This is a genomic window from Shinella sp. 1A1 (assembly GCF_055379515.1).
This window is the reverse complement of the sequence record NZ_AP039671.1, coordinates 293,913-319,592: the sequence shown is the minus strand read 5'-3', so window position 1 is coordinate 319,592 and position 25,680 is coordinate 293,913. Positions and strand designations below refer to the sequence as shown.

29 protein-coding genes and 2 tRNA genes are annotated in these 25,680 nt (G+C 65.4%); 21 read left to right on the top strand and 10 right to left on the bottom strand.

Annotated elements, in window-relative coordinates:
- Window positions 1-70: 70 nt before the first annotated feature.
- The 4 genes from ACZ48C_RS01600 (at window position 71) to ACZ48C_RS01585 (ending at window position 3,544) form a co-directional block, all read left to right on the top strand.
- Entirely contained in the window at window positions 71-835 is a 765-nt protein-coding gene (locus ACZ48C_RS01600; RefSeq protein WP_464781979.1) for a DNA cytosine methyltransferase, read from the top strand.
- The gene (locus ACZ48C_RS01595) at window positions 828-1,721 is read left to right on the top strand and encodes a tyrosine-type recombinase/integrase (protein ID WP_464781978.1); all 894 of its coding nucleotides are present in this window, start codon (window positions 828-830) and stop codon (window positions 1,719-1,721) included. Before ACZ48C_RS01600 ends, ACZ48C_RS01595 begins: the two co-directional genes overlap by 8 nt.
- A gap of 1 nt (window position 1,722) precedes the next feature.
- A complete protein-coding gene (locus ACZ48C_RS01590) occupies window positions 1,723-2,256 on the top strand; it encodes a hypothetical protein (protein ID WP_464781977.1) in 534 nt (177 codons plus the stop codon).
- A gap of 181 nt (window positions 2,257-2,437) precedes the next feature.
- Window positions 2,438-3,544, top strand: coding sequence for a tyrosine-type recombinase/integrase (locus ACZ48C_RS01585; RefSeq protein WP_464781976.1), 1,107 nt, complete (start codon window positions 2,438-2,440; stop codon window positions 3,542-3,544).
- Window positions 3,545-3,599: 55 nt separating this feature from the next.
- On the opposite strand, the gene ACZ48C_RS01580 is transcribed toward ACZ48C_RS01585, so the two are convergent.
- Window positions 3,600-3,674, bottom strand: a tRNA-Thr gene (locus ACZ48C_RS01580).
- A 147-nt stretch (window positions 3,675-3,821) separates the two neighbouring features.
- Between ACZ48C_RS01580 and ACZ48C_RS01575 the strand changes: the two genes are divergently transcribed.
- The 12 genes from ACZ48C_RS01575 to ACZ48C_RS01520 all read left to right on the top strand — a co-directional run bounded on the left by ACZ48C_RS01575 (window position 3,822) and on the right by ACZ48C_RS01520 (window position 11,643).
- Window positions 3,822-4,010, top strand: coding sequence for a hypothetical protein (locus tag ACZ48C_RS01575; protein WP_318910850.1), 189 nt, complete (start codon window positions 3,822-3,824; stop codon window positions 4,008-4,010).
- A 167-nt stretch (window positions 4,011-4,177) separates the two neighbouring features.
- Window positions 4,178-5,470: a UDP-N-acetylglucosamine 1-carboxyvinyltransferase gene (gene murA / locus ACZ48C_RS01570; RefSeq protein WP_464781975.1), complete on the top strand. Its 1,293-nt coding sequence runs from the start codon at window positions 4,178-4,180 to the stop codon at window positions 5,468-5,470.
- 93 nt (window positions 5,471-5,563) lie between these two features.
- Window positions 5,564-6,001: a DUF2948 family protein gene (locus ACZ48C_RS01565; RefSeq protein ID WP_119257597.1), complete on the top strand. Its 438-nt coding sequence runs from the start codon at window positions 5,564-5,566 to the stop codon at window positions 5,999-6,001.
- A 46-nt stretch (window positions 6,002-6,047) separates the two neighbouring features.
- A complete protein-coding gene (hisD, locus tag ACZ48C_RS01560; RefSeq protein WP_464781974.1) occupies window positions 6,048-7,346 on the top strand; it encodes a histidinol dehydrogenase in 1,299 nt (432 codons plus the stop codon).
- Window positions 7,347-7,349: 3 nt separating this feature from the next.
- On the top strand, window positions 7,350-7,826 hold the full coding sequence (locus tag ACZ48C_RS01555; RefSeq protein WP_119257595.1) for a UPF0262 family protein: 477 nt from the start codon (window positions 7,350-7,352) through the stop codon (window positions 7,824-7,826).
- 4 nt (window positions 7,827-7,830) lie between these two features.
- Window positions 7,831-8,292 (top strand): arsenate-mycothiol transferase ArsC, encoded by a 462-nt coding sequence (locus ACZ48C_RS01550; RefSeq protein WP_119257594.1) that lies wholly within the window; start codon window positions 7,831-7,833, stop codon window positions 8,290-8,292.
- A gap of 144 nt (window positions 8,293-8,436) precedes the next feature.
- Window positions 8,437-8,655: a translation initiation factor IF-1 gene (gene infA / locus ACZ48C_RS01545; protein ID WP_004435948.1), complete on the top strand. Its 219-nt coding sequence runs from the start codon at window positions 8,437-8,439 to the stop codon at window positions 8,653-8,655.
- Window positions 8,656-8,748: 93 nt separating this feature from the next.
- Window positions 8,749-9,369 (top strand): Maf-like protein, encoded by a 621-nt coding sequence (locus tag ACZ48C_RS01540; protein WP_119257593.1) that lies wholly within the window; start codon window positions 8,749-8,751, stop codon window positions 9,367-9,369.
- A 1-nt stretch (window position 9,370) separates the two neighbouring features.
- Window positions 9,371-9,580: a DNA gyrase inhibitor YacG gene (gene yacG / locus ACZ48C_RS01535; protein WP_318910843.1), complete on the top strand. Its 210-nt coding sequence runs from the start codon at window positions 9,371-9,373 to the stop codon at window positions 9,578-9,580.
- A 173-nt stretch (window positions 9,581-9,753) separates the two neighbouring features.
- Window positions 9,754-9,829, top strand: a tRNA-Phe gene (locus tag ACZ48C_RS01530).
- A gap of 265 nt (window positions 9,830-10,094) precedes the next feature.
- Window positions 10,095-10,277, top strand: coding sequence for a hypothetical protein (locus tag ACZ48C_RS01525; protein ID WP_464781973.1), 183 nt, complete (start codon window positions 10,095-10,097; stop codon window positions 10,275-10,277).
- 199 nt (window positions 10,278-10,476) lie between these two features.
- On the top strand, window positions 10,477-11,643 hold the full coding sequence (locus ACZ48C_RS01520; RefSeq protein ID WP_464781972.1) for a pyridoxal phosphate-dependent aminotransferase: 1,167 nt from the start codon (window positions 10,477-10,479) through the stop codon (window positions 11,641-11,643).
- Here ACZ48C_RS01520 and ACZ48C_RS01515 read toward each other — a convergent pair whose 3' ends face one another.
- On the bottom strand, window positions 11,644-12,177 hold the full coding sequence (locus ACZ48C_RS01515) for an AAA family ATPase (RefSeq protein WP_464781971.1): 534 nt from the start codon (window positions 12,175-12,177) through the stop codon (window positions 11,644-11,646).
- Between the two features lie 104 nt (window positions 12,178-12,281).
- On the opposite strand from ACZ48C_RS01515, the gene galE reads away from it, so the two are divergent.
- The gene (galE, locus tag ACZ48C_RS01510) at window positions 12,282-13,274 is read left to right on the top strand and encodes a UDP-glucose 4-epimerase GalE (protein ID WP_464781970.1); all 993 of its coding nucleotides are present in this window, start codon (window positions 12,282-12,284) and stop codon (window positions 13,272-13,274) included.
- Window positions 13,275-13,285: 11 nt separating this feature from the next.
- On the opposite strand, the gene ACZ48C_RS01505 is transcribed toward galE, so the two are convergent.
- The 8 genes from ACZ48C_RS01505 to ACZ48C_RS01470 all read right to left on the bottom strand — a co-directional run bounded on the left by ACZ48C_RS01505 (window position 13,286) and on the right by ACZ48C_RS01470 (window position 21,036).
- Window positions 13,286-13,585 carry a chorismate mutase family protein gene (locus tag ACZ48C_RS01505; RefSeq protein ID WP_463621404.1) on the bottom strand — a complete coding sequence of 100 codons (300 nt, stop codon included), beginning with the start codon at window positions 13,583-13,585 and terminating at the stop codon, window positions 13,286-13,288.
- A 320-nt stretch (window positions 13,586-13,905) separates the two neighbouring features.
- Entirely contained in the window at window positions 13,906-14,910 is a 1,005-nt protein-coding gene (cydB, locus tag ACZ48C_RS01500; RefSeq protein WP_464781969.1) for a cytochrome d ubiquinol oxidase subunit II, read from the bottom strand.
- On the bottom strand, window positions 14,900-16,315 hold the full coding sequence (locus ACZ48C_RS01495; protein ID WP_119257571.1) for a cytochrome ubiquinol oxidase subunit I: 1,416 nt from the start codon (window positions 16,313-16,315) through the stop codon (window positions 14,900-14,902). Before ACZ48C_RS01495 ends, cydB begins: the two co-directional genes overlap by 11 nt.
- A gap of 203 nt (window positions 16,316-16,518) precedes the next feature.
- Window positions 16,519-17,688: a M20 aminoacylase family protein gene (locus tag ACZ48C_RS01490; RefSeq protein ID WP_464781968.1), complete on the bottom strand. Its 1,170-nt coding sequence runs from the start codon at window positions 17,686-17,688 to the stop codon at window positions 16,519-16,521.
- On the bottom strand, window positions 17,689-18,507 hold the full coding sequence (locus ACZ48C_RS01485) for an ABC transporter permease (RefSeq protein ID WP_119257569.1): 819 nt from the start codon (window positions 18,505-18,507) through the stop codon (window positions 17,689-17,691).
- The gene (locus ACZ48C_RS01480) at window positions 18,507-19,235 is read right to left on the bottom strand and encodes an ABC transporter permease (RefSeq protein ID WP_424549174.1); all 729 of its coding nucleotides are present in this window, start codon (window positions 19,233-19,235) and stop codon (window positions 18,507-18,509) included. Before ACZ48C_RS01480 ends, ACZ48C_RS01485 begins: the two co-directional genes overlap by 1 nt.
- A gap of 216 nt (window positions 19,236-19,451) precedes the next feature.
- Complete coding sequence (locus ACZ48C_RS01475) at window positions 19,452-20,234, bottom strand: transporter substrate-binding domain-containing protein (RefSeq protein ID WP_464781967.1); 783 nt, start codon at window positions 20,232-20,234, stop codon at window positions 19,452-19,454.
- Window positions 20,235-20,262: 28 nt separating this feature from the next.
- On the bottom strand, window positions 20,263-21,036 hold the full coding sequence (locus tag ACZ48C_RS01470; protein ID WP_119257566.1) for an ABC transporter ATP-binding protein: 774 nt from the start codon (window positions 21,034-21,036) through the stop codon (window positions 20,263-20,265).
- Window positions 21,037-21,248: 212 nt separating this feature from the next.
- On the opposite strand from ACZ48C_RS01470, the gene ACZ48C_RS01465 reads away from it, so the two are divergent.
- The 4 genes from ACZ48C_RS01465 to ACZ48C_RS01450 all read left to right on the top strand — a co-directional run bounded on the left by ACZ48C_RS01465 (window position 21,249) and on the right by ACZ48C_RS01450 (window position 25,636).
- Window positions 21,249-22,127 carry a dimethylarginine dimethylaminohydrolase family protein gene (locus tag ACZ48C_RS01465; RefSeq protein ID WP_454630749.1) on the top strand — a complete coding sequence of 293 codons (879 nt, stop codon included), beginning with the start codon at window positions 21,249-21,251 and terminating at the stop codon, window positions 22,125-22,127.
- Between the two features lie 64 nt (window positions 22,128-22,191).
- Window positions 22,192-22,815, top strand: a complete 624-nt coding sequence (locus ACZ48C_RS01460; protein WP_119257564.1) for a TetR family transcriptional regulator C-terminal domain-containing protein — start codon at window positions 22,192-22,194, stop codon at window positions 22,813-22,815.
- A 26-nt stretch (window positions 22,816-22,841) separates the two neighbouring features.
- Window positions 22,842-24,032 (top strand): pyridoxal phosphate-dependent aminotransferase, encoded by a 1,191-nt coding sequence (locus ACZ48C_RS01455; protein WP_464781966.1) that lies wholly within the window; start codon window positions 22,842-22,844, stop codon window positions 24,030-24,032.
- Window positions 24,029-25,636 (top strand): 5-guanidino-2-oxopentanoate decarboxylase, encoded by a 1,608-nt coding sequence (locus ACZ48C_RS01450; protein WP_454630744.1) that lies wholly within the window; start codon window positions 24,029-24,031, stop codon window positions 25,634-25,636. Before ACZ48C_RS01455 ends, ACZ48C_RS01450 begins: the two co-directional genes overlap by 4 nt.
- The last annotated feature ends 44 nt before the right edge of the window (window positions 25,637-25,680 follow it).

The following is a 25,680-nucleotide window of genomic DNA, read 5'->3' as shown; positions in this document are numbered from 1 at the left end:
GTCGATGGGACGTAGCCATCGGCAAAGAAGATAAATCCCTTGCTGGCGCGATGAAGCGGGGTCGCCTCAAATGATGCGCGTCCTCGACCTCTTCACCGGCATTGGTGGCTTCGCCCTAGGACTCGAAAGGACCGGCGGGTTTGAGCCAGCTGCGTTTTGCGAGCTCGCGCCCGAGCCCTCCCGTATCCTGCGAAAGAATTGGCCGCATGTCCGAAATCTTCAAGACGTTCATTCCGTGGACGCAGAACAGATCGCCCGCCTGGGCTCCATTGACGCCGTCACCTTTGGTTTCCCCTGCCAAGACATCAGTCTTGCGGGCCCAAGCACCGGACTTGCCGGACACCGTTCTTCTCTCTTCTGGGAAGCTATACGAGCCATTCGCTTGGTACGACCGGCAGTCGGGATCATGGAGAACGTGGCGGCGCTCCTCGGCCGCGGAATGGGCGTTGTTCTCGGGGCGTTGGCCGAAGAGGGGTATGACACGGAATGGGATTGCATTCAGGCAGTTGACGCCGGACGTCCGCACAAGCGGGACAGGGTCTATCTTGTTGCCAACGCCGCGGGCATCGGATGGGGACCGGGGCGGCCGGGGGGACTTGCTGACGGCCTTGCGGGGCTACCAGTCGAGCCATGTTGGCAAGGAAACCCGATCGATTTCTTCGAGGAAAGGTTCTCCCAACCCGCGCTTCTGGGAGTGGATGATGGGCTTCCCCGAGGACTTCACCGCCTAGGGCCGTGCGGCAACGCCGTCATCCCGACAATTCCAGAACTCATTGGCCGAGCGCTTCTAAGCGAAAGCTCCTCCAACGTATCCTCCGGAGGCGGCGATGACTGATTCCCTGTCGAGCGCGGAACGCTGGGAGGCAGACGAGGCGGTTTATCTCGCGCCACGCGTCGCGCCGACCGGCAAAACCTTCGCCCAAGCTGCGGCTAGCCACATCAGGCATGGCGGCGAGGCGCGATACCTTGAGCGGATCGTTGCACATTTCGGTGACAGGCCGCTCTCGGAGATCTTTCCTTTCGACATAAAGCAGATGGCGAAGGCGCTTTATCCCGAGGGCTCGAACGCGACGCTCAACCAGCAGGCATTGGCGCCGGCGCGCGCCGTGATGATCCATGCTTATGAGTGCGGATACATGCGCCTTCGCCGATTCCGTGAGGAAACACCGAAGCGCCGCGAGCCTGCATCGCCGACGTGGCTGCACACCTTCGTGCGCCAGGCCGTGCAGGACGGTCATGATCGTCTGGCGGCGCTCGTGCTCTTCATGGCGACGTCCGGCGCACGCGTTACCGAGGCGATCAATTTGCGCTGGAGCGAGGTGGACCTTCGTCAGCGGAACGCCATGCTGGTCAAGACGAAGACCGATCGCAACTCGCTCCGGTCACTTACGAGCGAGGTCGCGGCTCGCCTTATGGACCTCCAGGAGAACGCCCGGCCGGAAGACCGCGTATTCGGTTTCGCGCACCGGCAATCCGTAAATGCCCGCATCCGGAAGGTCTGCGAACGCGCCGGCATATCCTACAAGCCGAGCCACACGTGCGGTCGCTCCAGCTTCGCGAACAACGCGCTTGAGATGGGGCTCGATATCCGCAGCGTCATGCACGCCGGCGGCTGGCGCAGCCTTGCCATCTTCCTCGGAATTTACGTTCGGCCACACCGAAACGCCGGCCGCATCGTCGCCGAGCGATTTGGCCGCTACGAATACCGGACGGATATTTGAGATGGCGGCAGCGGAACCGACAGCATCTCCCGCCCAACTGCGCCTCGACGCAATCAGGAACCGCGTGACTTCTTCCTCGCCGATCTGGGAAATCACGGCGGGAGATCACCTAACCATGACGGCCGGCGAGGGTGGAGACCTTCCAGAAGTCCTCACCTTCTCGTCTGCGGTATTCATCGAAGATCGCGATCTCGTCCTACACGCGCGAGACGATCTAATTTGGCTTCTCGCGATATACGACAAGCTCGCCGAGCGGTTTCGTTGGGCGCTCTCGGAGATCAAGCGCCTCGATCCTCCGAAGAAGTCGAAGGACTATGCGGCGGAATGCGCAATGCAATGCAGCAAGCAGGCGTTCCGCACCTTCCTGCGCGAGAGGCATGGCCTTGAAGCGACCGACGACGAACGCATCAACACGCGCGTCCGGTCGATCCTTCGAATTCAGTCGCGCGCCGACCTCAACACCGATGACAGCGCCCGCGAGCGCTGGTTTTCGCTACGGGCTGAATTCAAGAACTGGCAGGAGGGAAGGGCATGAGCGCTCAGATCACTCAAGACGACGAGCCCATGACGCTTGCCGAGGCTTGCTGTATCGTATTCAGAGGTGCGATCAAGCCAGCCACGTTGAGGGCCGAGGCTGCGAGAGGCAATCTCGTCATCGAACGGATTGGCCGGCGCGACTTCGTGACCCGTGCAGCGATAAGGGAAATGAGGGAAAAATGCCGCGTCCAGCAAAGGGAGCCCGCCTCTGGTACGACAAGAAGTCAGGCCTCTGGTACATCCGAGACGGCACAACAAAGCGCGGCACTGGCTGCAGCCTTGCAGAGCGCGAGAGCGCTGAGGAAAGGCTCAAAGAGTACATTGGCGAAAAATATCAGCCACCGAGCGACAGTCGTCCATCTCGACTCCGCGTCGAAGACATCCTGACCTTCTACGCCAGAGAAATCGCCCCTGGACAGCGATCCGATACGACCAGCTACGCGATCGAGCGCCTACTCAGTTGGTGGCAGGGAAAGTACCTGTCGGACGTCAAGCGCTCGTCTTGCCAGGACTATGTGTCGTTTAGAGCCGCCCAGCCGATTCGGCAGGCGAAAAAGGCAAAGGAACCGAAACTCGTCAGTGTCGAAACAGCGCGCCGCGAATTGACGGTTCTCAGGGCGGCAATCAACGCCTACCACGCCGAAACTCCCCTTGATGCGCTGCCAGTGGTCACGCTACCGCAGGCTTCGGACGCCCGTCCGGATTGGCTCAGGCGCGACCAGGCGGCGCGCCTCTTGTGGGCTACGCGGAAGGCGGAAAGCAAGGACGCCGGTCGCGCGCTGCGGCGCCTGATCCTTATCGGCCTCTACACGGGCACGCGGTCAGGAGCGATGCGACGGCTTGGATGGGTGCCAAACACCCTGGGCGGATACATCGACGTGGAAGCCGGCGTGATCCATCGCTGCGGCGACGACGAGCAGGAAACGAAAAAGCGCCGGCCTACAGTTCGCATACCGGATCGACTGATGGGCTTCCTGAAGCGCTGGCGAAAGGAAGACATGGCCGCGAAGCCGCCCATCGCCTTCGTCATTCATTATCGCGGAAGCCCCGTCGACAAGCAGAGGAAGGCATGGGCATCAGCACGCGATGCGGCCGGCCTTGGCAAGGAGATTACCCCTCACATCCTGCGGCACACCGCTGCAACTTGGCTCATGCTCGCCGGAGCGGAGATATGGGATGCTGCGCACTATCTGGGAATGAGCCCGAAAATGCTCGAAGATGTGTACGGTCACCATAGCCCGGAATATCAAAAGAGCATCGCCGCGACGGTGGGCAGGAAACGATAACTGTCAGCATTTCTGTCAGGACAGAAACGGGAGCTTCGCTAAGTGATTGAAAGAATGGTGCTGCTAGAGAGATTTGAACTCTCGGCCTCTCCCTTACCAAGGGAGTGCTCTACCCCTGAGCTATAGCAGCATCTTGCGAAACAGGGCTGTTCCGCGTGAGCGAGGGCCTATTGCCACAGGTGATCGGGCAGTGCAAGCGGCCAAATCGCGATTATCGTAACAAATCTGATATGCGCGGCGCTTTTTTCGCAGGGGCGTTTTCAGTATGAGAGGGGACATGAGCGGGAAAGACGACACGGAAAGCCGGAAGATCAGGACGGAAGCGGAGCTTCGGGCCGAGCGGTTGGCGAAGACGCTGCGGGACAACCTGCAGCGCCGCAAGCAGCAGGCGCGCGCCCGGCGCGCGGGCGATGCGGACGAGACGGTGGGGCTTCCTGCCGCAAAAAAAGACGAATCGGACGGTTAGTCGGGGATGTCTTCATCATGAAGGCTACGGGGGACGGTTTCCGGAACCGGGCGCAAATAACCATGCGGCCGGCACGGTCTTCATTTTTCGATCGCGATGCTCTAAGAAGCCGCCATCTCCGAAAGCCTATACTCACTAGGAAAGGCGGGCACGGCCCGTAGTCACGCATGGATCGTATCAGGATTGTAGGCGGCAATGAGCTTCGGGGCATCATCCCGATCTCCGGCGCCAAGAATGCCGCATTGCCGCTGATGATCGCCTCGCTCCTCACCGACGACACGCTGACGCTGGAAAACGTGCCGCATCTTGCCGACGTCGAGCAGCTCATCCGCATCCTCGGCAACCACGGCGCCGACATCTCCGTCAACGGCCGCCGCGAGCGCCAGGGCGAAGGCTATTCGCGCACCGTTCACTTCACCTCGCGCAACATCGTCGATACGACCGCCCCCTACGAGCTGGTCTCGAAGATGCGCGCTTCCTTCTGGGTCATCGGCCCGCTGCTCGCCCGCGAGGGCAAGGCCCGCGTCTCGCTGCCGGGCGGCTGCGCCATCGGCACGCGTCCGGTCGACCTCTTCATCGAGGCACTGGCCGCGCTCGGCGCGAAGATCGAGATCGACGGCGGCTATGTCGAGGCGACGGCGCCCGAGGGCGGCCTGATCGGCGCGCGCTACAGCTTCCCGAAGGTTTCCGTCGGCGCGACGCATGTCATGATGATGGCCGCGACCCTTGCCAGCGGCACGACCGTGATCGGCAATGCCGCCCGCGAGCCTGAAGTGCAGGACCTTGCCAAGTGCCTCAACGCCATGGGCGCGAAGATTTCCGGCGCCGGCACCTCCACCATCACCATCGAAGGCGTCGACCAGCTTTCCGGCGCGCGCCACCGCGTGCTGCCTGATCGCATCGAGACCGGCACCTATGCCATGGCCGTCGCCATGACAGGCGGCGACGTCGTTCTGGAAGGCACGGAAGCCTCCCTGCTCGATACCGCACTCGAAGCGATCCGCCGTTCCGGCGCCGAGATCACCTCGACGGAAAGCGGCATCCGCATCGTGCGCAACGGCGGCGGCATCAAGCCGGTCGACGTCGTGACCGATCCTTTCCCGGGCTTCCCGACGGACCTCCAGGCGCAGTTCATGGGCCTGATGACCAAGTCGAGCGGCATTTCGCACATCACCGAGACGATCTTCGAGAACCGTTTCATGCATGTGCAGGAGCTTGCCCGCCTCGGCGCGAAGATTTCGCTCTCCGGCCAGACGGCCAAGATCGAGGGCGTCGAGCGCCTGCGCGGCGCGCCCGTCATGGCGACGGACCTGCGCGCCTCCGTCTCGCTCGTCATCGCCGGCCTTGCCGCCGAAGGCGAGACGATGGTCTCGCGCGTCTACCATCTCGATCGCGGCTTCGAGCGCCTCGAAGAAAAGCTCACGCGCTGCGGCGCGGTCGTCGAACGCGTCAGCGACTAAGCTTCTGCGCGCGGCGGAGTTGCAGTCCGCCGCGCGCCGTCCTATCTCGTGATCAATAATCGAGATACCGCCCATCCGCGGGAAGGACGCACAATGGACAGCCTGAAACTGCTCGCCCTCGACACGGAAGACCTCTCCGTCGTCTCGGCCCACCTGCAGGACGCGGTCTTCAAGACCGACGGCCTTGCCTATGACGCCCGCCACCATGTCTTTTCGGTCGTCGTCAACCGCTTCGTCTGGGAAAAAGCCGGCGGGCGCGGCAAGAGCTTCGAGCGCCGCCGCGCGGTCATCGCCTTCAAGCGCGTCACCGCCGTGCGCTCCCTCGGCATCGACCGCAAGGACAAGGAAAGCGTCTTCTCTCTCCTCGCCGTGAACTTCGCCCAGAAGGGCGAGGGCCCGGACGGCACGCTCGAACTCGTACTCTCCGGCAATGCTTCCGTCGCCCTCGATGTGGAATGCGTCGAAGTTCAGCTTGCAGATACCGGCGGAGCATGGGAAACCAGCTTGAAGCCCCGCCATCCGGCGGTTTGAGGCATTGGTCCGGCGCTTTCGCCGGGAGACGACGGGAACTTTCGACTTGGCGATCAGACTTGACTACCAGAGCAGCGATTTCGAAAGCCGGTTCGCTGCCTTCCTGACCACCAAGCGCGAGGTCTCCGAGGACGTCAACGCCATCGTTCGCACCATCATCGACGATGTGCGCGCCCGCGGCGACAAGGCGCTCGCCGACTATACGAAGAAGTTCGACGGCCTCGATTTTTCGACCACCTCCATGCGCGTGTCGCTGGAGGAGATCGAGGCGGCCTATGACGCCGTCGACCCGAAGATCATCGCCGCGCTCGAGCTTGCTGCCCAGCGCATCGAGAAGCACCATGCCCGCCTGATGCCGAAGGACGACATCTACGAGGACGATATCGGCGTCGGCCTCGGCTCGCGCTGGACGGCCATCGATGCCGTCGGCCTCTACGTTCCGGGCGGCACCGCGAGCTATCCGAGTTCGGTTCTTATGAACGCCGTGCCGGCCAAGGTCGCCGGCGTGCCGCGCCTCGTCATGGTCGTGCCGGCCAAGGAAGGCGAGATCAACCCCGCCGTGCTCGCCGCCGCGCGCATTGCCGGTGTCGACGAGATCTACCGCATCGGCGGCGCGCAGGCCGTCGCCGCGCTCGCCTATGGCACGCAGACCATCGCCCCCGTCGCCAAGATCACCGGCCCCGGCAATGCCTTCGTCGCCGCAGCCAAGCGCCAGGTCTTCGGCACGGTCGGCATCGACATGATCGCCGGCCCCTCGGAAGTCCTCATCATCGCAGATAGCGACAACGATCCGGACTGGCTTGCCGCAGACCTGCTCGCCCAGGCCGAGCACGATGTCGGCGCCCAGTCGATCCTCGTCACCGACAGCCCTGCCCTTGCCGATGCCGTCGAGGCCGCCGTCGAGCGCCAGCTCAAGACGCTGGCGCGTTCGGAGACGGCCGCCGCAAGCTGGCGTGATTTCGGCGCGACCATTCTCGTGCCCGATCTCAAAAAGGCCGTGCCGCTGGCAAACCGCATCGCCGCCGAGCATCTGGAGATCGCCACCGCCGATCCCGACGCCCTGCTGCCGGCAATCCGCAACGCCGGCGCCATCTTCGTCGGCCGCCACACGCCGGAAGTCATCGGTGACTATGTCGGCGGCTCCAACCACGTGCTGCCGACCGCCCGTTCCGCCCGCTTCTCCTCGGGCCTCTCCGTGCTCGACTACATGAAGCGCACGTCGATCCTGCGCCTCGGTCCCGACCAGCTTCGCGCCCTCGGCCCCGCCGCCGTGACGCTTGCCGAAGCCGAAGGGCTCGGCGCCCATGCCCGTTCCGTCGCCATCCGGCTCAACATGGAGACGTGAGGCATGGGCACGAAGGGCAGCTTCCGCCTCTGCGACGTGGTGCTGGACGATACGATCGGCCAGGCCACGCCGGATGTGGAGCACGAGCGTGCCGTTGCCATCTTCGACCTCATCGAGGAGAACACCTTCGAGCCGATCGGCCATGCCGGCGGCCCCTACCGCCTGCACATCTCGCTTCTCGATTCCAAGCTGGTCTTCGCGATCCGCACGGAGGCCGGCGAGGCGGTCGCAACGCATATCCTCTCGCTGACGCCCTTCCGCCGCATCGTGAAGGATTACTTCCTGATCTGCGAGAGCTACTACCAGGCGATCCGCTCGGCCACGCCAAGCCAGATCGAGGCGATCGACATGGGCCGGCGCGGCATCCACAACGAGGGATCGCAGACATTGATGGACAGGCTTTCCGGCAAGATCCGTTTCGATTTCGACACGGCCCGTCGCCTGTTCACGCTCGTCTGCGTTCTCTACTGGCGCGGGTGAGCGGATGGAGGGTGCCTTCCCGGCAGTGCAGGACGCCCGGCCGCGAACGCCCCGTTCGATCCTCTTCATGTGCCGCATGAATGCGGTGCGCTCGCCGATGGCCGAGACGATCGCCCGCAGCCTCCTGCCCGGCACCTATGTCGCCTCGGCGGGCGTGCGCCCCGGCGAGCGCGATCCCTTTGTCGACGCGGTGCTCGGCGAGGTCGGCCTTTCGCTCGGCCGCCATGCGCCCCATTCGCTCGACGAACTGGAGGACGATTACTTCGACCTCATCGTCACGCTCGCCCCGGAGGCGCATCACGCCGCCCTCGAGCTCACGCGCTCCATGGCCGTCGACGTGATGTACTGGCCGACGCCCGATCCGACGGTCGCCACCGGCACGCGCGAGCAGATCCTGGCATCCTACCGGGACGTTCGCGAGTTCCTGAAGATGCTGATCGAGAAGCGGCTGAAAGGCCCCGGCTGACGCGGAAACGGCCGCAAGAACGGCAAATGCAGAAAGCCGGCGCTTCGGTGTTCACAAAGCACCGGGGATTGTGTAGTTTCCGGCAACTTTTCGAGGCGGGCATCCTGCCTCCCCGAATCCACCTCACAGGAATATCGCTCAAAGATGGCAAAAGAAGAAGTCCTCGAATTCCCCGGCGTCGTGACGGAACTGCTCCCGAACGCGACCTTCCGCGTCAAGCTCGAAAACGAGCACGAGATCATCGCGCACACCGCGGGCCGCATGCGCAAGAACCGCATCCGCGTTCTCGCCGGCGACAAGGTGCTGGTCGAGATGACCCCCTACGACCTCACCAAGGGTCGCATCACCTATCGTTTCAAGTAAGCGGCTTCCCGCAAGCCCCGGAGGCCGCGCCCTCGCCCGGCATTGCGCCGCAGAGCGAAGACCGGCGCATCCCGGCGCTTTCCCGGAGACATCATGGCGCAGACCGAAAAGCTCATCCTCGCCTCCGGCTCGCCGCGCCGCGTCGAACTGCTCGCGCAGGCGGGCATTGCGCCCACGCGCCTGATGCCGATGGATATCGACGAGACGCCGAAGCGCTCCGAGCATCCCCGCTCGCTGGCCCGGCGCCTGTCGACCGGCAAGGCCGAGGCGGCGCTCGCCGCCGTCAAGGGCGACCCGGCCTTTGCCGGCAGCTACATCCTTGCGGCCGACACGGTCGTTTCCGTCGGCCGGCGCATCCTGCCGAAGACGGAGATGATCGACGAGGCCTCCAGCGCGCTGCATCTTCTCTCCGGCCGCAGCCACCGCGTCTTCACCGGCGTCTGCCTCATCACGCCGGACCGCACCGTGCGCCAGAGGGTCATCGACACGAAGGTGCGCTTCAAGCGCCTCTCGGCCAGCGACATCGAGCATTACCTCGCCTCCGGCCAATGGCGCGGCAAGGCGGGCGGCTATGCCATCCAGGGCATTGCCGGCAGCTTCGTCGTCAAGCTGGTAGGCTCCTATACCAATGTCGTCGGCCTGCCGCTCTACGAGACGCTCGCCCTCCTTTCCGGCGAGGGCTTCGACGTGCATGCCGGCTGGGCGGACGCCTGACATGGCCGACGAGACCGAAAAGCCCTCCGCCACCGTGGCGCCCCTGCGCAAGGCCGTCCCCTGCCCGATCTGCCGTCGCCCCTCCTCGCGCGAGCACTATCCCTTCTGCTCCAACCGCTGCCGCGACGTCGACCTCAACCGCTGGCTCTCCGGCTCCTACGCCATCCCCGTCGCCGACGACGAGACGAAAGCCGACGAAGACGACCGGTAACGCCTGCCGCAAAGGCAAAAACGCAATCTTTTCCGCAGCTTGAAAAGCCCGCCATTTTTCCCGCAAAAAACCGCCCATGGGGCTGGACACATTTTCGCAAGATGCTATAACCCCGCTCGCTTCCGGGGCGAAACCAAGCGCCCCACGGATTTCACCCGAAATCCAAGCCGGATGCCCGGATAGCTCAGTTGGTAGAGCAGCGGATTGAAAATCCGCGTGTCGGTGGTTCAAATCCGCCTCCGGGCACCATCTCTTCCCTCATGAAGCCACAAAGTCTCCTGATCTTTTGCCTGCGATTCCATCGCCGTTTCGGCGTGACCGCACGCTTTTCCGACCAATCCTCCGCGGCTTACAACACACTTCGTTTCAGGGGATTCTCACGCAAGGTAAAACTGATAAGCTAGGCGAATCAGAATGAAAGACCATTCGAGTGACAGTGAGCGTGACATTTCGTGAGCCGGGCGTCGTGGGAGCCGGCGTTTCCTTGCAGAGCAATCCGGAAAAGGATGCGACAATGCGGAAGTCCGAATCGTCAGAACCTGCCTTCCTTCCCGCAATCGACATCGCGGCCACCCGTGAAAGGGACATGCAGAACATCGTGCATGCGCTTTCCGCGCTGGCCGAGGTCGCCCAGAACCTCAAGGACGTTCCCCTTCGCCGCCCGCGGGCGGAAGACCTGATGGGGTTTGACGGCTGAGCGAGGGGCGAGCGTCCTCCCATCACCGAATTCGATGCATCCGTCAGCGAAACTCGCGTGAACGGCAGCGGAAAAACCGCTAGAGCATTTGCAGCCGAGGCGGGATCGCTTCGGCATCGGACAATGCGGTTGAAACACAAAGCTCCGGATCCTGGGCATCTCGCCGTTCCGGGCGAAGGCGGGATTGCGGAGTGACGCCATGACCATCGTCGAAAGCCTCAGCCCCCGCTCGCTCCGTGCGCCGGAGAGCGGGATCGTCGAAGTCGTCAACTATGCGCGCGGGCGCGAGGGGCTGATCCCGCTCTGGGTCGGCGAAGGGGACCTGCCGACGCCGGAATTCATCGCGCGCGCTGCTTCCGATGCGCTGCTGCGGGGCGAGACCTTCTACACCTGGCAGCGGGGGATTCCGGAGCTTCGGGCGGCGCTGTCGCGCTACTATGCGCGGCGCTTCGGCGCGATGTTGCCGGACGAGCATTTCTACGTGGTCGGCTCGGGCATGCAGGCAATCAAGCTTGCCATCGAGGCACTCGTCTCGCCCGGCGACGACATGGTCTACCTGACGCCGGCCTGGCCGAATTTTGCCGCGGCGGCGGAGCTTTCCGGCGCCAACACCATCGCCGTGCCGCTCGATTTTTCCGGCGGGCGCTGGCAGCTCGACCTTGGCCGCGTCGAGGCCGCGATCACGCCGAAGACGCGCGTGCTCTTCGTCAACACGCCGTCGAACCCGACCGGCTGGACGGCGACGCGCGAGGACCTTGCCAGCCTCCTCGCCATCGCCCGGCGGCACGATCTGTGGATCATGGCCGACGAGATCTATGCGCTCTATCATTATGCCGGCGGCCGGGCGCCCTCCTTCCTCGACGTGATGGAGGACGGCGACCGGGTGATCTTCGTCAATTCCTTCTCGAAGAACTGGTCGATGACCGGCTGGCGCGTCGGCTGGATCGTCGCCCCTCCGGAAATCGGCCAGGTTCTGGAAAACCTCATCCAGTATTCCACCTCCGGCGTGCCGCAGTTCCTGCAGCAGGGCGCCGTCGTGGCGCTCGACGAGGGCGATGCCTTCGTGCAGGCGAATATCGACAAGGCGGCGCGGAACCGCGACATCTTCTGCGACGCGCTGATCGCCACCAACCGGGTGGAAACGCTGAAGCCGGACGGCGCGCTCTATGCCTTCCTGAAGATCGACGGCGTGACGGATTCTCGCCTCGCCGCGCTCGACATCGTCGACCGCACCAATGTCGGCCTTGCGCCGGGCACGGCCTTCGGCCCCGGCGGCGAGCGCTTCATGCGGGCCTGCTTCCTTCGGGATAGCGGCCAGGTCGCGGAAGCGGCCGACCGGCTTGCCCGCTACATCGCCGCGCGCTGATCATTCCGCCAGACGGGCGAGCAGGAAATCGGCGCGCTCAGTGACCGGCGCCTTCGGCAGGATCACCGTCTCGTAGCCGAGCAGCGGATAGGTCGTTTCGAGGCGAGCATATTCGGCGAGCGCGGCGTCGAAGCCGTGGCGGCGCTCCGCATCGCCGGCATAGATCTCCGGCCAGGGCGGGGTGAGGAAGACCTTGCGGTTGTAGCGATGTGCCGCGGCAAGCGCCGCCAGGACCAGCTCGCCGCCGGACGCTTCCAGCGCGGAGGCGGCATCCACCAGCCCGCGATCGAAGAAGACGAGGCCGGGATGACCGGCCATGCGCTGCCGGTCGGCGAGCGCCAACTCCACCGCGCGGCGGGCAAAAGCGGCAAGGTCGAGCCAGGGCAGCGCGCTGCCGCCGGCGGCCAGTTCCTCCTGCACGATGCGGCGGCCGGGCTCCTCGACAACGGCATGGCCGCGCCGGGCGAGCTCTGCCAGCAGGGTGGACTTTCCGCCGCCGGAGCAGCCGGACAGAACGATGAAGCGGTCGGACATATTCTTACCTTTCTCGGACGGGAAAAGGGCCGGGCGCAATTGCGGTTGCGTCCCATGGGCAGGCGGGTTGATATGCCTGCTATTCTTGCGATTCGGAGGTTTGCATGGCGGTTCTGGTAACGGGTGGGGCGGGTTATATCGGCAGCCACATGGTCTGGGCGCTGGTCGATGCCGGCGAGGAGGTCGTGGTGCTCGACCGGCTCTCCACCGGGTTCCGCTGGGCGCTGGCGCCGGAAGCCCGGTTCTACGAGGGCGACATCGCCGATGCCGCGTTGCTGGCGCAGATCTTCGCGGAAAACCGCATCGATGCGATCATCCACTTCGCCGGCTCTGTCGTGGTGCCGGAATCTGTCGCCGATCCCCTCTCCTATTACGAGAACAACACGGTCAAGTCACGCGCGCTGATCGCCGCAGCCGTCGCGGCGAAGGTGCCGCATTTCGTCTTCTCCTCCACCGCCGCCGTCTACGGCACGCCGGACGGCACCGAGCCGGTGTCGGAGACCGCCGCGCTCCGGCCGGAATCGCCCTATGGCTCCTCCAAGCTGATGACCGAGATCATGCTGCGCGATACCGCCGCCGCGCATGACTTCACCTATACGGCGCTACGCTACTTCAACGTGGCGGGGGCCGATCCGCGCGGGCGTACCGGCCAGTCGACCAAAGGCGCGACCCATCTCATCAAGGTCGCCTGTGAGGCCGCGCTCGGCAAGCGCACGGGCATGGAGGTCTACGGCACGGACTATCCGACGCCGGACGGCACCTGCATCCGCGACTATATCCACGTCTCGGACCTTGCCAATGCCCATCTGAAGGCGCTGCAGCGCATGCGGGCGGGCGGCGGGTCGATCGTCGCCAATTGCGGCTATGGCCGCGGCTTTTCGGTGCTGGAGGTGCTGGAGAAGGTCAGGGCCGCGTCCGGCAAGGACTTCCCGGTGCGGTTCGCCGAACGGCGGCCGGGCGACGCGGTGCTCGTCGTCGCCGATCCGGCGGTCGCCATGAAGGAGCTCGGCTGGGTGCCCGAGCATGACGACCTTTCCTTCATCGTGCGCACCGCGCTCGACTGGGAGGACCATCTCGGCCGGCGCAACCAGATCTAGCTCAGGCTAGATCAGGATTCGCCGAGTTCCGCCTTCTCGTAGGCGATGGCGTGCTGGATAAGCTGCGCCCAGATTTCCTCGTAGAAACCGCCTTCGAGGCCGTGCGCCTCGGCATTGCGGTGGGCGTTGTCGCGCACCTGCTTCACGCGTTCCGGCACGTCGGCGGGAATGCCGAGGCCCGCCTTGATCTCGGCGGCGCGGCGGATGAAGGTCCAGCGTTCGGCGAAGAGCGCCATCAGCCCGTTGTCGACCCGGTCGATGTTCTCCCGGATTTCCGCCATCGTCGTGCAGTCTGCCGCAGTCTTCGCCATTCCGGTCTCCTGTTTTGCGGACCCGGATAGCAGAGGAATGGTGTGGGGAAAAGGCGGCTGCGTGTCGCAAGGCCACATGCAGGCCCGGGGGTGGGCAAAAGGAGGGTGCGGTCCTGTCTTTCGCCTGCGGGCCTGCATGCTGGCCGAGGCGGAACCTAGGCAAGAAAGCTGGCGCGAGGCTGGATGTCCTCACGTAGGGTGATGTCAGGCGCCGAGCGCCAGTTTGATGGCGAGCCCGACGAGGCTGACGGCGAGCACGCCGCCCGCCCACAGGCCGGCGAACCACAGCAGTTTCGTGACCGTCGAGCGCTCTTCGGTCATCAGTGATAACCCTCCTCCGGATCGACCTTGCCGCGGAAGACCCAGTAGGCATAGGCGGTGTAGCCGAGGATCATCGGCACGAGCACGACCGCGCCGACGATGAGGAAGGCAAGGCTCTCCTCAGGCGCGGCGGCTTCCCAGATCGTCAGCGAGGCCGGCACGATATAGGGATAGAAGCTGATGCCGATGCCGGCAAAGCCGAGCACGAAGAGGCCGAGCGCGGCGATGAACGGCCGCGAATCGTGCTCGGTCCTCAGCCCATGGATCAGCATCGCGAAGCAGCCGAGCACGAGCAGCGGCACCAGCAGGCTGAAGACGATGGTCGGCCAGCCGAACCAGCGCTCGAAATAGAGCGGCTCCAGGAAAGGCGTCCACAGGCTGAAGACGCCCATGGCGGCGAGCGTGCCGATGCCGGCGCGCAAGGCATAGCGGCGAGCGCGGGCGGCAAGCTCGCCTGTCGTCTTCATCACCAGCCAGGTAGCGCCGAGCAGGCCATAGCCGACGAGCAGCGCGATGCCGGTCGCGACGGAGAAGGGCGTCAGCCAGTCCCACCAGCCGCCGGCATAGGCGCGGCCCGTGACGGGAATGCCCTGCACCAGCGCGCCGAGCGCCACGCCCTGCATGAAGGCGGCCACCATGGAGCCGCCGGCAAAGGCGATGTCCCAGAGGAACTCGCCGCGCTTCGTGCGCCAGCGGTATTCGAAGGCGACGCCACGGAAGATGAGGCCGAGCAGCATGAGGATGAGCGGCATGTAGAGCGCCGGCAGGATGGTCGCATAGGCGAGCGGGAAGACGGCCATCAGCCCGCCGCCGCCCAGCACCAGCCAGGTCTCGTTGCCGTCCCAGACGGGCGCGACGGAATTCATCATCACGTCGCGGTCGTGCTTTTGCTTGAAGAGGGGGAACAGGATGCCGACGCCGAGGTCGAAGCCGTCGAGGATGACATAGGCGAGCACCGCGAAGGCGATGATGGCCGCCCAGAGGAAGGGAAGGTCAAGCGCCATGGCGATGGCTCCCGGCTTTGCTGGAGACGGCGGCGGCGGGCGTGATGCCGGCCGTGCGGATGGGACCCTCTTCCTCGGGCAGGGGATCGCGCGGCAGGCGGCCCATCAGGCGCAGGATGTAGAAGGTGCCCGCGCCGAAGACGAGGAAATAGACGATGATGAAGGCGATCAGCGAGGTCGCGACGGCCGGCGCATCGACGGGCGCGACGGAATCGGCCGTCAGCAGATGGCCGTAGACCGTATAGGGCTGGCGGCCGACCTCCGTCGTCACCCAGCCGGCGAGCACGGCGAGGAAGCCGGCCGGCCCCATCAGCACGGCGGCGCGGTGCAGCCAGCGGTTCTCGCCGAGCGTGCCGCGCCAGCGACACCAGAGCGACCACAGGCCGAGGCCGAGCATGGCGAAGCCGATGGCGACCATGACGCGGAAGGACCAGAAGACGACCGCGACGGGCGGCTGCAGGTCGCGCGGCACCGTGTCGAGGCCTGCCAGCGGCGCATTCAGGTCGTGCTTGAGGATGAGGCTCGACAGCTTGGGAATCTCGATAGCGTAGTCGACGCGCTGCTCGGCCGCATTCGGCAGGCCGAAGAGGATGAGCGGCGCGCCGTCCGGATGGCTCTGGAAGTGGCCTTCCATCGCCATGACCTTGGCGGGCTGGTGCTCCAGCGTGTTGAGGCCGTGCATGTCGCCGGCGAATATCTGGATGGGCGCGACCAGCGCCGCCATCCACATCGCCATCGAGAACATCTTCCCCGCCCGCTTCGGCGCGTCGCCGCGCAGGAGATGGAGGGCGCCGACGCCGCCGACCACGAAGGCCGTGGTGAGATAGGCGGCCAGCACCATGTGCACGAGCCGGTAGGGGAAGGACGGATTGAAGATCACCGCCCACCAGTCGGTGGGCACGAACTGGCCCGCCGCGTTGACGGAGAAGCCGGCGGGCGTCTGCATCCAGGAATTGGCCGCAAGGATCCAGGTCGCCGAAATCAGCGTGCCGAGGGCGACCATGAGCGTGGCGAAGAAATGCAGCTTCGGGCCGACGCGGTTGAGGCCGAACAGCATGACGCCGAGGAAGCCCGCCTCGAGGAAGAAGGCAGTCAGCACCTCGTAGCCCATCAGCGGCCCGATGACCGGGCCCGCCTTGTCGGCGAAGACGCTCCAGTTGGTGCCGAACTGGTAGGACATGACGATGCCCGACACGACGCCCATGCCGAAGGTAAGCGCGAAGATCGTCTTCCAGAAATTGAAGAGCGCGAAATAGACCTCGTCCTTCGTCCAGAGCCAGAGGCCCTCCAGCACGGCGAGATAGCTCGCAAGGCCGATGGAGAAGGCGGGAAAGACGATGTGAAAGGAGATCGTGAAGGCGAATTGCAGCCGGGCGAGCAGCGTTGCATCCAGCGTTTCGAACATTCGACCCATCCTTTCCGAGCGCCGCAGTCCTCTCGGCTGCCGTCAGCAAGAATGTGGCCCGGAAATGGGAAAGGTCAATTCCGGCCCCCTGCCCCACGTTGCCGCAGCGCGACAATCGCCCGCGTGCGGCATTTCGCCGACGCCATGCATGCGAGCCGCATCGACATCCCGAGCCTGAACCAGCGGGCGGAGGCCCGCCGAACTCAGGCGGCGCGCAGGTAGTGCTCGGCCAGCTCCGTCCAGAAAGCGGCGCCGACGGGCAGGAGATCGTCGTTGAAGTTATAGGCGGGGTGATGGAGCGACCTGTCGTTCCCGCCGGTGCTGCCGCCGAGGAAGAAATAGGTGCCGGGCCGCGCCTTGAGCATATAGGCGAAGTCCTCGCTGCCCATGAAGGGACGCTCGAGATCGACCACCTTGTCGGCGCCGGCGAAGCGGGTGGCGAGGGCGCGCACCAGATCGGTCTCGGCCTTGTGGTTGACGGTCGCGTCATAGAAGCGCTGATAGTTCACCGCCGCGCTCATGCCGTAGCTCTCGGCCTGCCGCTCGGCGATAAGGCGGATGCGGCGCTCCAGCTCGTCGCGCACGGCCGGATCGAAGGAGCGGATGCCGACGACGATTTCCGCCCGGCTCGGGATGATGTTGCTGGCCGAGCCCGCATGGAACGAGCCGACCGTCACCACCGTCGGGTCGAGCGGATGGATGTTGCGCGACACGATGGTCTGCAGCGCCATGACGATGGAAGCGCCGCAGACGATGGGGTCCAGCGTCTCCTGCGGCTCGGCGCCGTGGCCGCCGACACCGTTGACCGTGATGCGCGCCTCGTCGACCGCCGCCATGATCGGCCCTTCGCGCAGCGCGAACTGGCCGAAGGGCAGGTTCGGCTCGTTGTGGAGCGCGAAGACGGCATCGCAGGGGAATTTCTCGAACAGCCCCTCCTCCACCATGATCTTCGCCCCGCCGAAATTCTCCTCCGCCGGCTGGAAGATCAGGTGCACCGTGCCGTCGAAATTGCGCCGCTCGGCAATCGCCTTGGCCGCGCCGAGCAGCATGGTGGTGTGGCCGTCATGACCACAGGCATGCATCTTGCCAGGCGTCTTGCTGGCATAGGCAAGGCCCGTCTCCTCATGGATCGGCAGCGCATCGATATCGGCCCGGATGCCGATGGACCTGCTGCCCGTGCCGTTCGTCAGCGTCGCGACGAGGCCCGTCTTCGCAAGGCCGCGCGTCACCTTGTAGCCGTAGCTTTCGAGATGCCGCGCGATGACGTCGGAGGTGCGGACCTCCTCGAGGCCGAGTTCCGGGTGTTCATGCAGGTCGCGGCGGATCGCCACCAGTTCCGGCATGGAATTGAGCAGGGTCGTATGGATCGTCATCTAGGCACCACGCGTCGGGATCTTGCTTTCGAAATAGCGGAAGGCGACCACCAGGATGGCGGTCAGGCAGAGATAGATGAGCGCCAGCAGCAGCAGCGGCTCGTAGGTGATGTAGGTCTCCTGCCGCACCTTGGAGATGACGGCATAGACGTCGATCACCGTGATGGTCGCGACCAACGGCGTCGACTTGAGCTGGAGAACGGTCTCGCCGTTCAGCGTCGGCAGGGCACGGTGCACGGCGCGCGGCAGCCAGATGCGGCGGAAGGCCGTGAACGGGCTCATGCCATAGGCGCGGGCGGCCTCCAGCTCGCCGCGCGGCACGCCGGCAAAGGCGCCACGCATCACCTCGCCCTCATAGGCGGCGAAGGAGATGGTCAGCGCCGCCACGCCATAGGGCCAGGCCTCGCGCAGATAGGGCCACAGGAAGGAGCTGCGGATGCTCGGGAACTGCGGAAACAGCGAGCCGAGCCCGTAATAGAGCAGCCAGAGCTGCAGGAGCAGCGGCGTGCCGCGGATGACGGTGCAGAAGCCCTTCGCCAGCATCTTGAGCGGCCACGGCCCCGTCACCTGCACGAGGCCGATCGGAACGGCGAGGAGGAAGCCGATAAAGGCGGTGCTGAACAGCATCAGCAGCGTGACGCCGACGCCATAGGCAAGGCGGCCGGAATATCTCGGCACCCAGTCCCAGCGCATGAACCAGACGACACAGAAGACGAGGATGGCGGCGATCGCCATCAGCACGATGCGGTGCGGCTTGAAGAAGCTCTGCTTGGACGGCAGCTCGGTCAGCGCCATGGCGGAGATGGTTTGCTCGCTCATCAGGCCGGCCTCGTCATGCCGCGCCGGTAATGGCGCTCGATGAAGCCGATCAGCACGTTCGAGACGAGCGTGATCATCAGATAGAGCACGCCGGCCGCGCAGAAGAACAAGAGATAGGCCTTGGTGCTGCCCGCTGCCTGGCGCGTGACAAGCGTCAGCTCGCTGAAGCCGACGACGGCCAAAAGAGCGGTATCCTTCGTGGCGATCAGCCAGAGATTGGAGAGACCGGGAATGGCGTGCGGCAACATGGCGGGCAGGGTGACGCGGCGCATGATCTGCACCGGCGACATGCCATAAGCGCGCGCCGCCTCGATCTCGCCCGCCGGCACCGCCTTGATCGCGCCGCGCAGCACCTCGGTGGAATAGGCGCCCTGCACGACGCCGATGACGAAGATGCCGGCGGCAAGACCGCTGATATCGACCGTCCCCCAGCCGAGGGCCGCGGACATCTGGTTCAGCACGTCCGTGCCGGCATAATAGAGGATGAGGATCAGCACGAGTTCCGGCACCGCCCGCACCAGCGTCGTATAGACCTCCAGCAGGTCCTTCGTGACCGGCCCGCCATAGAGCTTGCCCATGGCGCCGCCGGTGCCGAGGACGAGGCCGAGCCCATAGCCGCCGACGGCGATCTGGATGGAATTCCACAGCCCGCCGAGCAGGACCCCGCCCCAGCCGGGCGGTTGGATGGCAAGCAGGCTCCAATTGATCAGCGATCCGGCATCGGCCATGGGGTTTCAGATTCCTTCAGGTCAATTTCGCGGCGTTTCTTCTTCGGGGAGAGGCTCGCCCCTCATCCGGCCTGCCAGCCGCCTTCTCCTTGGCTGCGGGGCGAAGGGGATATGCCGCACCGGTTTCCCGGAAATGCAACACCGCGTGGGACGCGTCCCCTCTCCCCGCAAGCGGAGAGAGGGTTAGGGTGAGGGGCAAACGCCCCGCAGGCGAAATCAGCCGCCGTAGATGTCGAAGTCGAAATACTTCTTCGAGAACTCTTCATACTTGCCGTTCTCGCGGATTGCCTTGATCGCGGCGTTGACCTTGTCCTTCAGCTCGGTCTCGCCCTTGCGCAGGCCGACACCGACGCCGAGACCGAGGACTTCCGGATCGTCCTTGACCATGCCCTTCATGTCGCAGCAAGCAGCGCCCTGCTCGGACTTGAGGAATTCCAGCATCGCCACGGAGTCGGCCTGCACCGCATCGATACGGCCGGCGGCGAGGTCGTTGTTGGCCTCGTCCTGCGTCTGGTATTCCTTGACCGTCACGCCGGCCGGGGCGAAGTACTTGTTGGCATAGACCTGGTGGATGGTCGCCACCTGCACGCCGAGCGTCTTGCCGGCAAGGCCCTCGGGCGTCGGCTCGAACTTCTGGTCCTTCGGGCCGATGATGCCCGGCAGCGTGTTATAGTACTTGTCGGAGAAGTCGATGGTCTGCTGGCGCTCCGGCGTGATCGACATGGAGCCGATGATCATGTCGATCTTGTTGGAGGTCAGCGCCGGGATGATGCCGTCCCAGGCGACCGGCGTGATGACACAGTCGAGCTTTGCCTCGGCGCACATCGCCTTCATGAAGTCCACTTCCCAGCCTTCCCAGTTGCCCGAGGCATCCGGCGAGGTGAAGGGTGGATAGGGCTCGGCGGCGAAGCCGACGCGGACCTGTTCGGCGGCCGCGCCGGAAACGGCCGCAAGGCCGATGGCGGCGGCAAGGGCGATTGTCTTCAGGGCATTCTTCATGTTCTTCCCTCTGTTGGTCTTATGGTTCTCAGTGGATGGAGCTGATGAATTTCTTGAGCCGCTCGGATTTCGGCGCGCCGAAGATCTCCTCGGGCGGCCCCTGTTCCTCAATGACGCCGCCCGCCAGGAACACGACATGGCTCGCCACGTTGCGCGCGAACTTCATCTCGTGGGTGACGAGGATCATCGTGCGCTTCTCCTTGGCGAGGTCGCCGATGACGGAAAGCACCTCGCCGACCAGTTCCGGGTCGAGCGCGGAGGTCGGTTCGTCGAAGAGCATGACATGGGGCTGGATGGCGAGCGCCCGGGCAATCGCCGCGCGCTGCTGCTGGCCGCCGGACAGGAAGGCGGGATAGGCGTCGCGCTTCTCGTAGAGCCCGACGCGGCGCAGCAGCGCCTCGGCCCGCTCGACCGCCTCGTCCTTCTTCACGCCCAGCACATGGACCGGCGCCTCGATGACGTTTTCGAGGATCGTCATGTGCTGCCACAGATTGAAGCTCTGGAAGACCATGCCGAGGCGCGAGCGGATGCGCTGAACCTGCCTGCGATCCGAAGGCATCATGCCGCCATGGCCGTCCTTCTTCATGGCGATGGTCTCGCCATGGATCGTCACCGTGCCGGCGCTCGGCAGCTCCAGCATGTTGATGCAGCGAAGGAAGGTGGACTTGCCGGAGCCGGAACCGCCGATGATGGCGATGACGTCGCCCTCATGCGCGGTCAGCGATACGCCCTTGAGAACCTCCAGAGGCCCGAAGCGCTTGTGCAGGTCCGTGACCGCGATTGCCTCGGCGCGTTCCGTCATCGCGGAGACGTCTCCAGCGCACGGAAAATCGATGCATGACCCATGCCAAATTCCCCTGTTTTCAGCGTTCCCGCGGGCATCTTCGGCCCATCGTTTCGTCTTGTTGAAGCCATCGTGGCACTTGTTAAGAAATTATTCAAGCGTATAATAATCGTATCGCTGACTTTTCCGGCAGCGCCCGTCCAAGATGAATTTCCTTTGAGGAGCATTGAATGACCGCCTACGGTTCGCAGGAAATGTCGGCCCCTCTGTTGCGCGTGCTGATGCGCCGGCCGGGCGCAAGCCTGAAGGCCGCCGACCCGTCCAAGTGGCACTACGGCCCGACCTTCGACGGCGCGCGCGCCGTCCACCAGTACAAGGCCTTTGCCGAGCTGGTGGAAAAGTCCGGCACCGAGATCATCTGGCTGGAGGACGAGGGCGATGGCCTCGCCGACGCCATGTTCACGCACGACCCGTCGCTGATGTCCGACCACGGCGCGATCCTCCTGCGCATGGGCAAGCCGCTGCGCGTTTCCGAAACGGCCCTGCATGAAAAGGCCTATGCCGAGCGGCAGATCCCGATCCTCGGCCGCATCGAGGGCGACGGCACCGTCGAGGGCGGCGACTGCATCTGGCTCGACGCGAAGACCCTCGTCGTCGGCCGCGGCGTGCGCACCAACCAGGAAGGCATCGACCAGTTGACGCGGATGCTCGCGCCGCACGGCGTCAGCGTGCTCGCCTACGACCTGCCGCTCTGGCAGGGCGAGGAGGCCTGCCTCCACCTGATGAGCGTGATGAGCCCGCTTGCCGAGGACCTCGCTCTCGTCTTCGCGCCTCTCCTGCCGGCCGCCTTCTACCAGATGCTGAAGAAGCGCGGCGTGCGCCTCATCGAGGCCCCGGCGGAAGAGTTCCACGCCAGCAACGGCCTGTCGCTCAACGTGCTGCCGACGCGGCCCCACGAGGTCATCATGGTGGAAGGCTTCCCGGCCACCAGGGCGGCGATGGAAGCGGCCGGCTGCAAGGTCGAGACCTTCGAGGCCGACGCACTCTGCATCGCCTGCGAGGGCGGCCCGACCTGCCTGACGCGGCCGGTGCTGCGCCGGGCGGCGTAAAGCAATTCCAGCAAAAGTGTAAAGCGGTTTTGCGTCCGGAATTGCGTTGAAACCAGGAGAAGAAATGGCCCGCCGGACCTTCCATCGCGCTCCCGAAGCCGAACGCCGCCACGACCTGATCGAGGCGACGCTCGACTGCATCGCGGAATATGGCCTCGAGGGCGCGACGGTCCGGCAGATCGCCATCAAGGCGGGCGTCACGGCGGGCCTCATCCGGCACTACTTCCAGTCCAAGGAACATATCCTGCAGGAAGCCTACCGCGTCGTCATCGCCCGGCTCACCGAGAAGGCCGAGCGGGTGACGGGCGATCCGGAAACACGGCTGCGCGATTTCATCGTCATCAACCTGACGGAGCCGGTCGCCAACAGCCGCAGCCTTTCGCTCTGGGCGTCGTTCATCAGCCGCGTCAGCGTCGATCCCGAGCTTGCCGCGATCCACCGCGAAGGCTATCTCGGCTTCCGCAACGCGCTGGAAGCGCTGCTCGCGGATTTCCTTGCCGAGCGCGGCGTCGACGCCTCGCCGGAGCGCTGCCGACGGCTCGCCATCGCCATCAACGGCCTGCTCGACGGCCTGTGGCTGGAGGGCTGCCTTGCCGGCGAGCTCTTCGGCGAAAGCGAACTCGTCGAGATCGCGCTCTCCACCATCGAGACGCTTCTCGGACTGACCTTCAGGCCCGCGACGGGCTAAACGAACATTTTCCAGGGAGGACGGCCATGCGCTATGCATCCATCACAAACCGGCTTCAAAATCTCGGCTCGGAGAAATGGGCCATCCATGCCGAAGCGCGGCGCATGAAGGCCGAGGGCAAGCCCGTCATCGAGCTGACCATCGGCGAGCCGGACGTGGCGCCCGACCCGACGCTGCTCGCCGAAGCCATCCGTGCCATGCATGCGGGCCGCTACCGCTATTCCAACGGCCGGGGCGAGCCGGCCGTCGTCGGTGCGCTGGTGCGCAAGTACCAGAAGCGCCGCGGCGACGTGACCGCGGAGAATGTCCTGTGCTTTCCCGGCACCCAGACCGCCCTCTTCGCCGTGATGCTCGGCCTCGTGGAGGCGGGCGATGCGGTGCTCGTCGGCGATCCGCTCTATGCCAGCTACGAGGGCGTCATCCGTGCGACGGGCGCAAGCTGCGTGCCCGTGCCGCTGCGCCCGGAAAACGGATTCCACATGAAGGCGGCCGACCTCGAAGCCGCCATCACGCCGGAATGCCGCGTGCTGCTGCTCAACACGCCGCACAACCCGACCGGCGCCGTGCTGACGGCGGAGGAGATCGCCGAGATCGGCGCCGTCTGCCGCCGCCACGACCTCTGGATCGTCTGCGACGAGGTCTACGAGCAGCTCGTCTTCCACGGCACTTTCGCCTCGCCCTTCGACAATGAGGACCTTGCCGAGCGCACCGTCGTCGTCTCCTCCATCTCCAAGTCGCATGCCGCGCCGGGCTTCCGCAGCGGCTGGGCGATCGGCCCGGCGGAGTTCTGCGCGCGGCTGCTCGCCGTATCCGAGACCATGCTGTTCGGCGGCCAGCCCTTCATCGCCGACATGACGGCCTATGCGCTCGACAATCCCATCGCGACCGCCGCCACCATGCGCCGGAGCTATCAGGCGCGCGCCGCGCGCTTTGCCGATGCGCTTTCCCGCGCGCCCGGCCTCGTGCCGCTGCCGCCGGAAGCCGGCATGTTCATCGTGGTCGACGTCTCGCAGACCGGCATGAGCGGCGAGGATTTCGCCTGGGCGCTGCTGCGCGAGGAATTCGTGGCGACGATGCCCGGCTCCTCCTTCGGCGAGCAAGCGGAAGGCTTCATCCGCCTCAGCCTCACCGTTCCGGACACCCATATCGACGAGGCGTGCCGGCGCATTACCGCGCTTGCCACCCGTGCCACGAGCCCCAAGGAGCGCTACGCATGACCACGAAGACAGTCGGTGAAGTCCTCGTCGACCTTTTGGAAGCCAACGGCGTCGAGGTGGTGTTCGGCATTCCGGGCGTGCACACGGTCGAACTTTACCGGGGCCTTGCCGCCTCGAAGATCCGCCACATCACGCCGCGCCACGAACAGGGCGCGGGCTTCATGGCCGACGGCTATGCGCGCGTTTCCGGCAAGCCGGGCGTGGCGCTCGTCATCACCGGCCCGGGCCTGACCAACACCATCACCGCGATGGCGCAGGCGCGGCAGGATTCCGTGCCGATGCTGGTGATCTCCGGCGTCAACAAGCGCGATTCCCTCGGCCACGGCCGCGGCCTGCTGCACGAGCTGCCGGACCAGCAGGGCATGATGAAGACGCTGGCGCTCTATTCGCACACGCTGCTCAACCCCGCCGACCTGCCGCTCGTCGTCGAGCGCGCCTTCGCCGTGCTGCTCTCCGGCCGCCCCGGCCCGGTGCATATCGAGATCCCGACCGACGTGATGGCCAAGCCCATCGAGACCGGCAGCTTCCCCGCCGCCGTCGCGACGCGCCCGCGCGCCGATGCGGAAACGCTGCAGCGCGCCGCCATTCTCTGCACCAATGCCTCGCGCCCGGTCATCCTCGCCGGCGGCGGGGCGATCACGGCGGAAGAGGAGATCCGCGCGCTTGCCGAGCGCATCGGCGCGCCGGTCGTCACCACCGTCAACGCCCGCGGCATGCTCGCCGGCCATCCCCTGTGCGTGCCGGCCAGCCCCAGCCTGAAGGCGGTGCGGCGGCTTCTTTCCGAGGCCGACCTCGTCGTCGCCTTCGGCACGGAATTCGGCCCGACGGACTACGACATCAATGTCGACGGCGGCTTCCCGCGGCTCAAGACGCTGATCCGCGTCGATATCGACGCCGCGCAGCTCGCCCGCACGCCGCAGACGAGCCTTTCCATCTTCTCCAGCGCCAAGACGGCCGCCGCCGGCATGCTCGGCTTCCTTGAAGGGCACAAGCCGGTCAGCGAGGGCGCATCCCGCGCCGAGACCGCCCGCAAGGCGGCGTGGAAGGAGCTGACACCCAAGATGCAGGCGGAGATCGGCGTCCTCGACGTGATCTGGCGCACGCTGCCGAAGGCGATCGTCGTCGGCGATTCGACGCAGGCCGTCTATGCCGGCAACTACTATTGCGACGCGCCGCGCGCGCGAAGCTGGTTCAACGCCGCGACGGGCTACGGCGCGCTCGGCTACGCTCCGCCCGCCGCCGTCGGCGCGGCGCTGGCCGAGCCCGATGCGCCGATCATCTGCCTCGTCGGCGACGGCGGGCTGCAGTTCTCGCTGTCGGAGATCGGCTCGGCGGTGGATGCCGGGGCGCGCGTCATCTTCCTCGTCTGGAACAATGACGGTTACCAGGAAATCGAGAACTACATGATCGACGCGGGCATCACGCCCGAAGGCGTCAAACCCTCCGCCCCCGACTTCATCGCCATCGGCACCGCCTATGGCGTACCCTCCGAACGGCTCGCGGACGTCAAGGACCTGCCGGCGGCGCTGGAGCGGGCGGGCGGGCGCAAGGGCCCGAGCCTCGTCGAGATCCACCAGACGAAGACGGTGGGCGCGACGGCCTGATACATGGCAAAAAGGCCCGGGAAACCGGGCCTTTCTTCATTGAA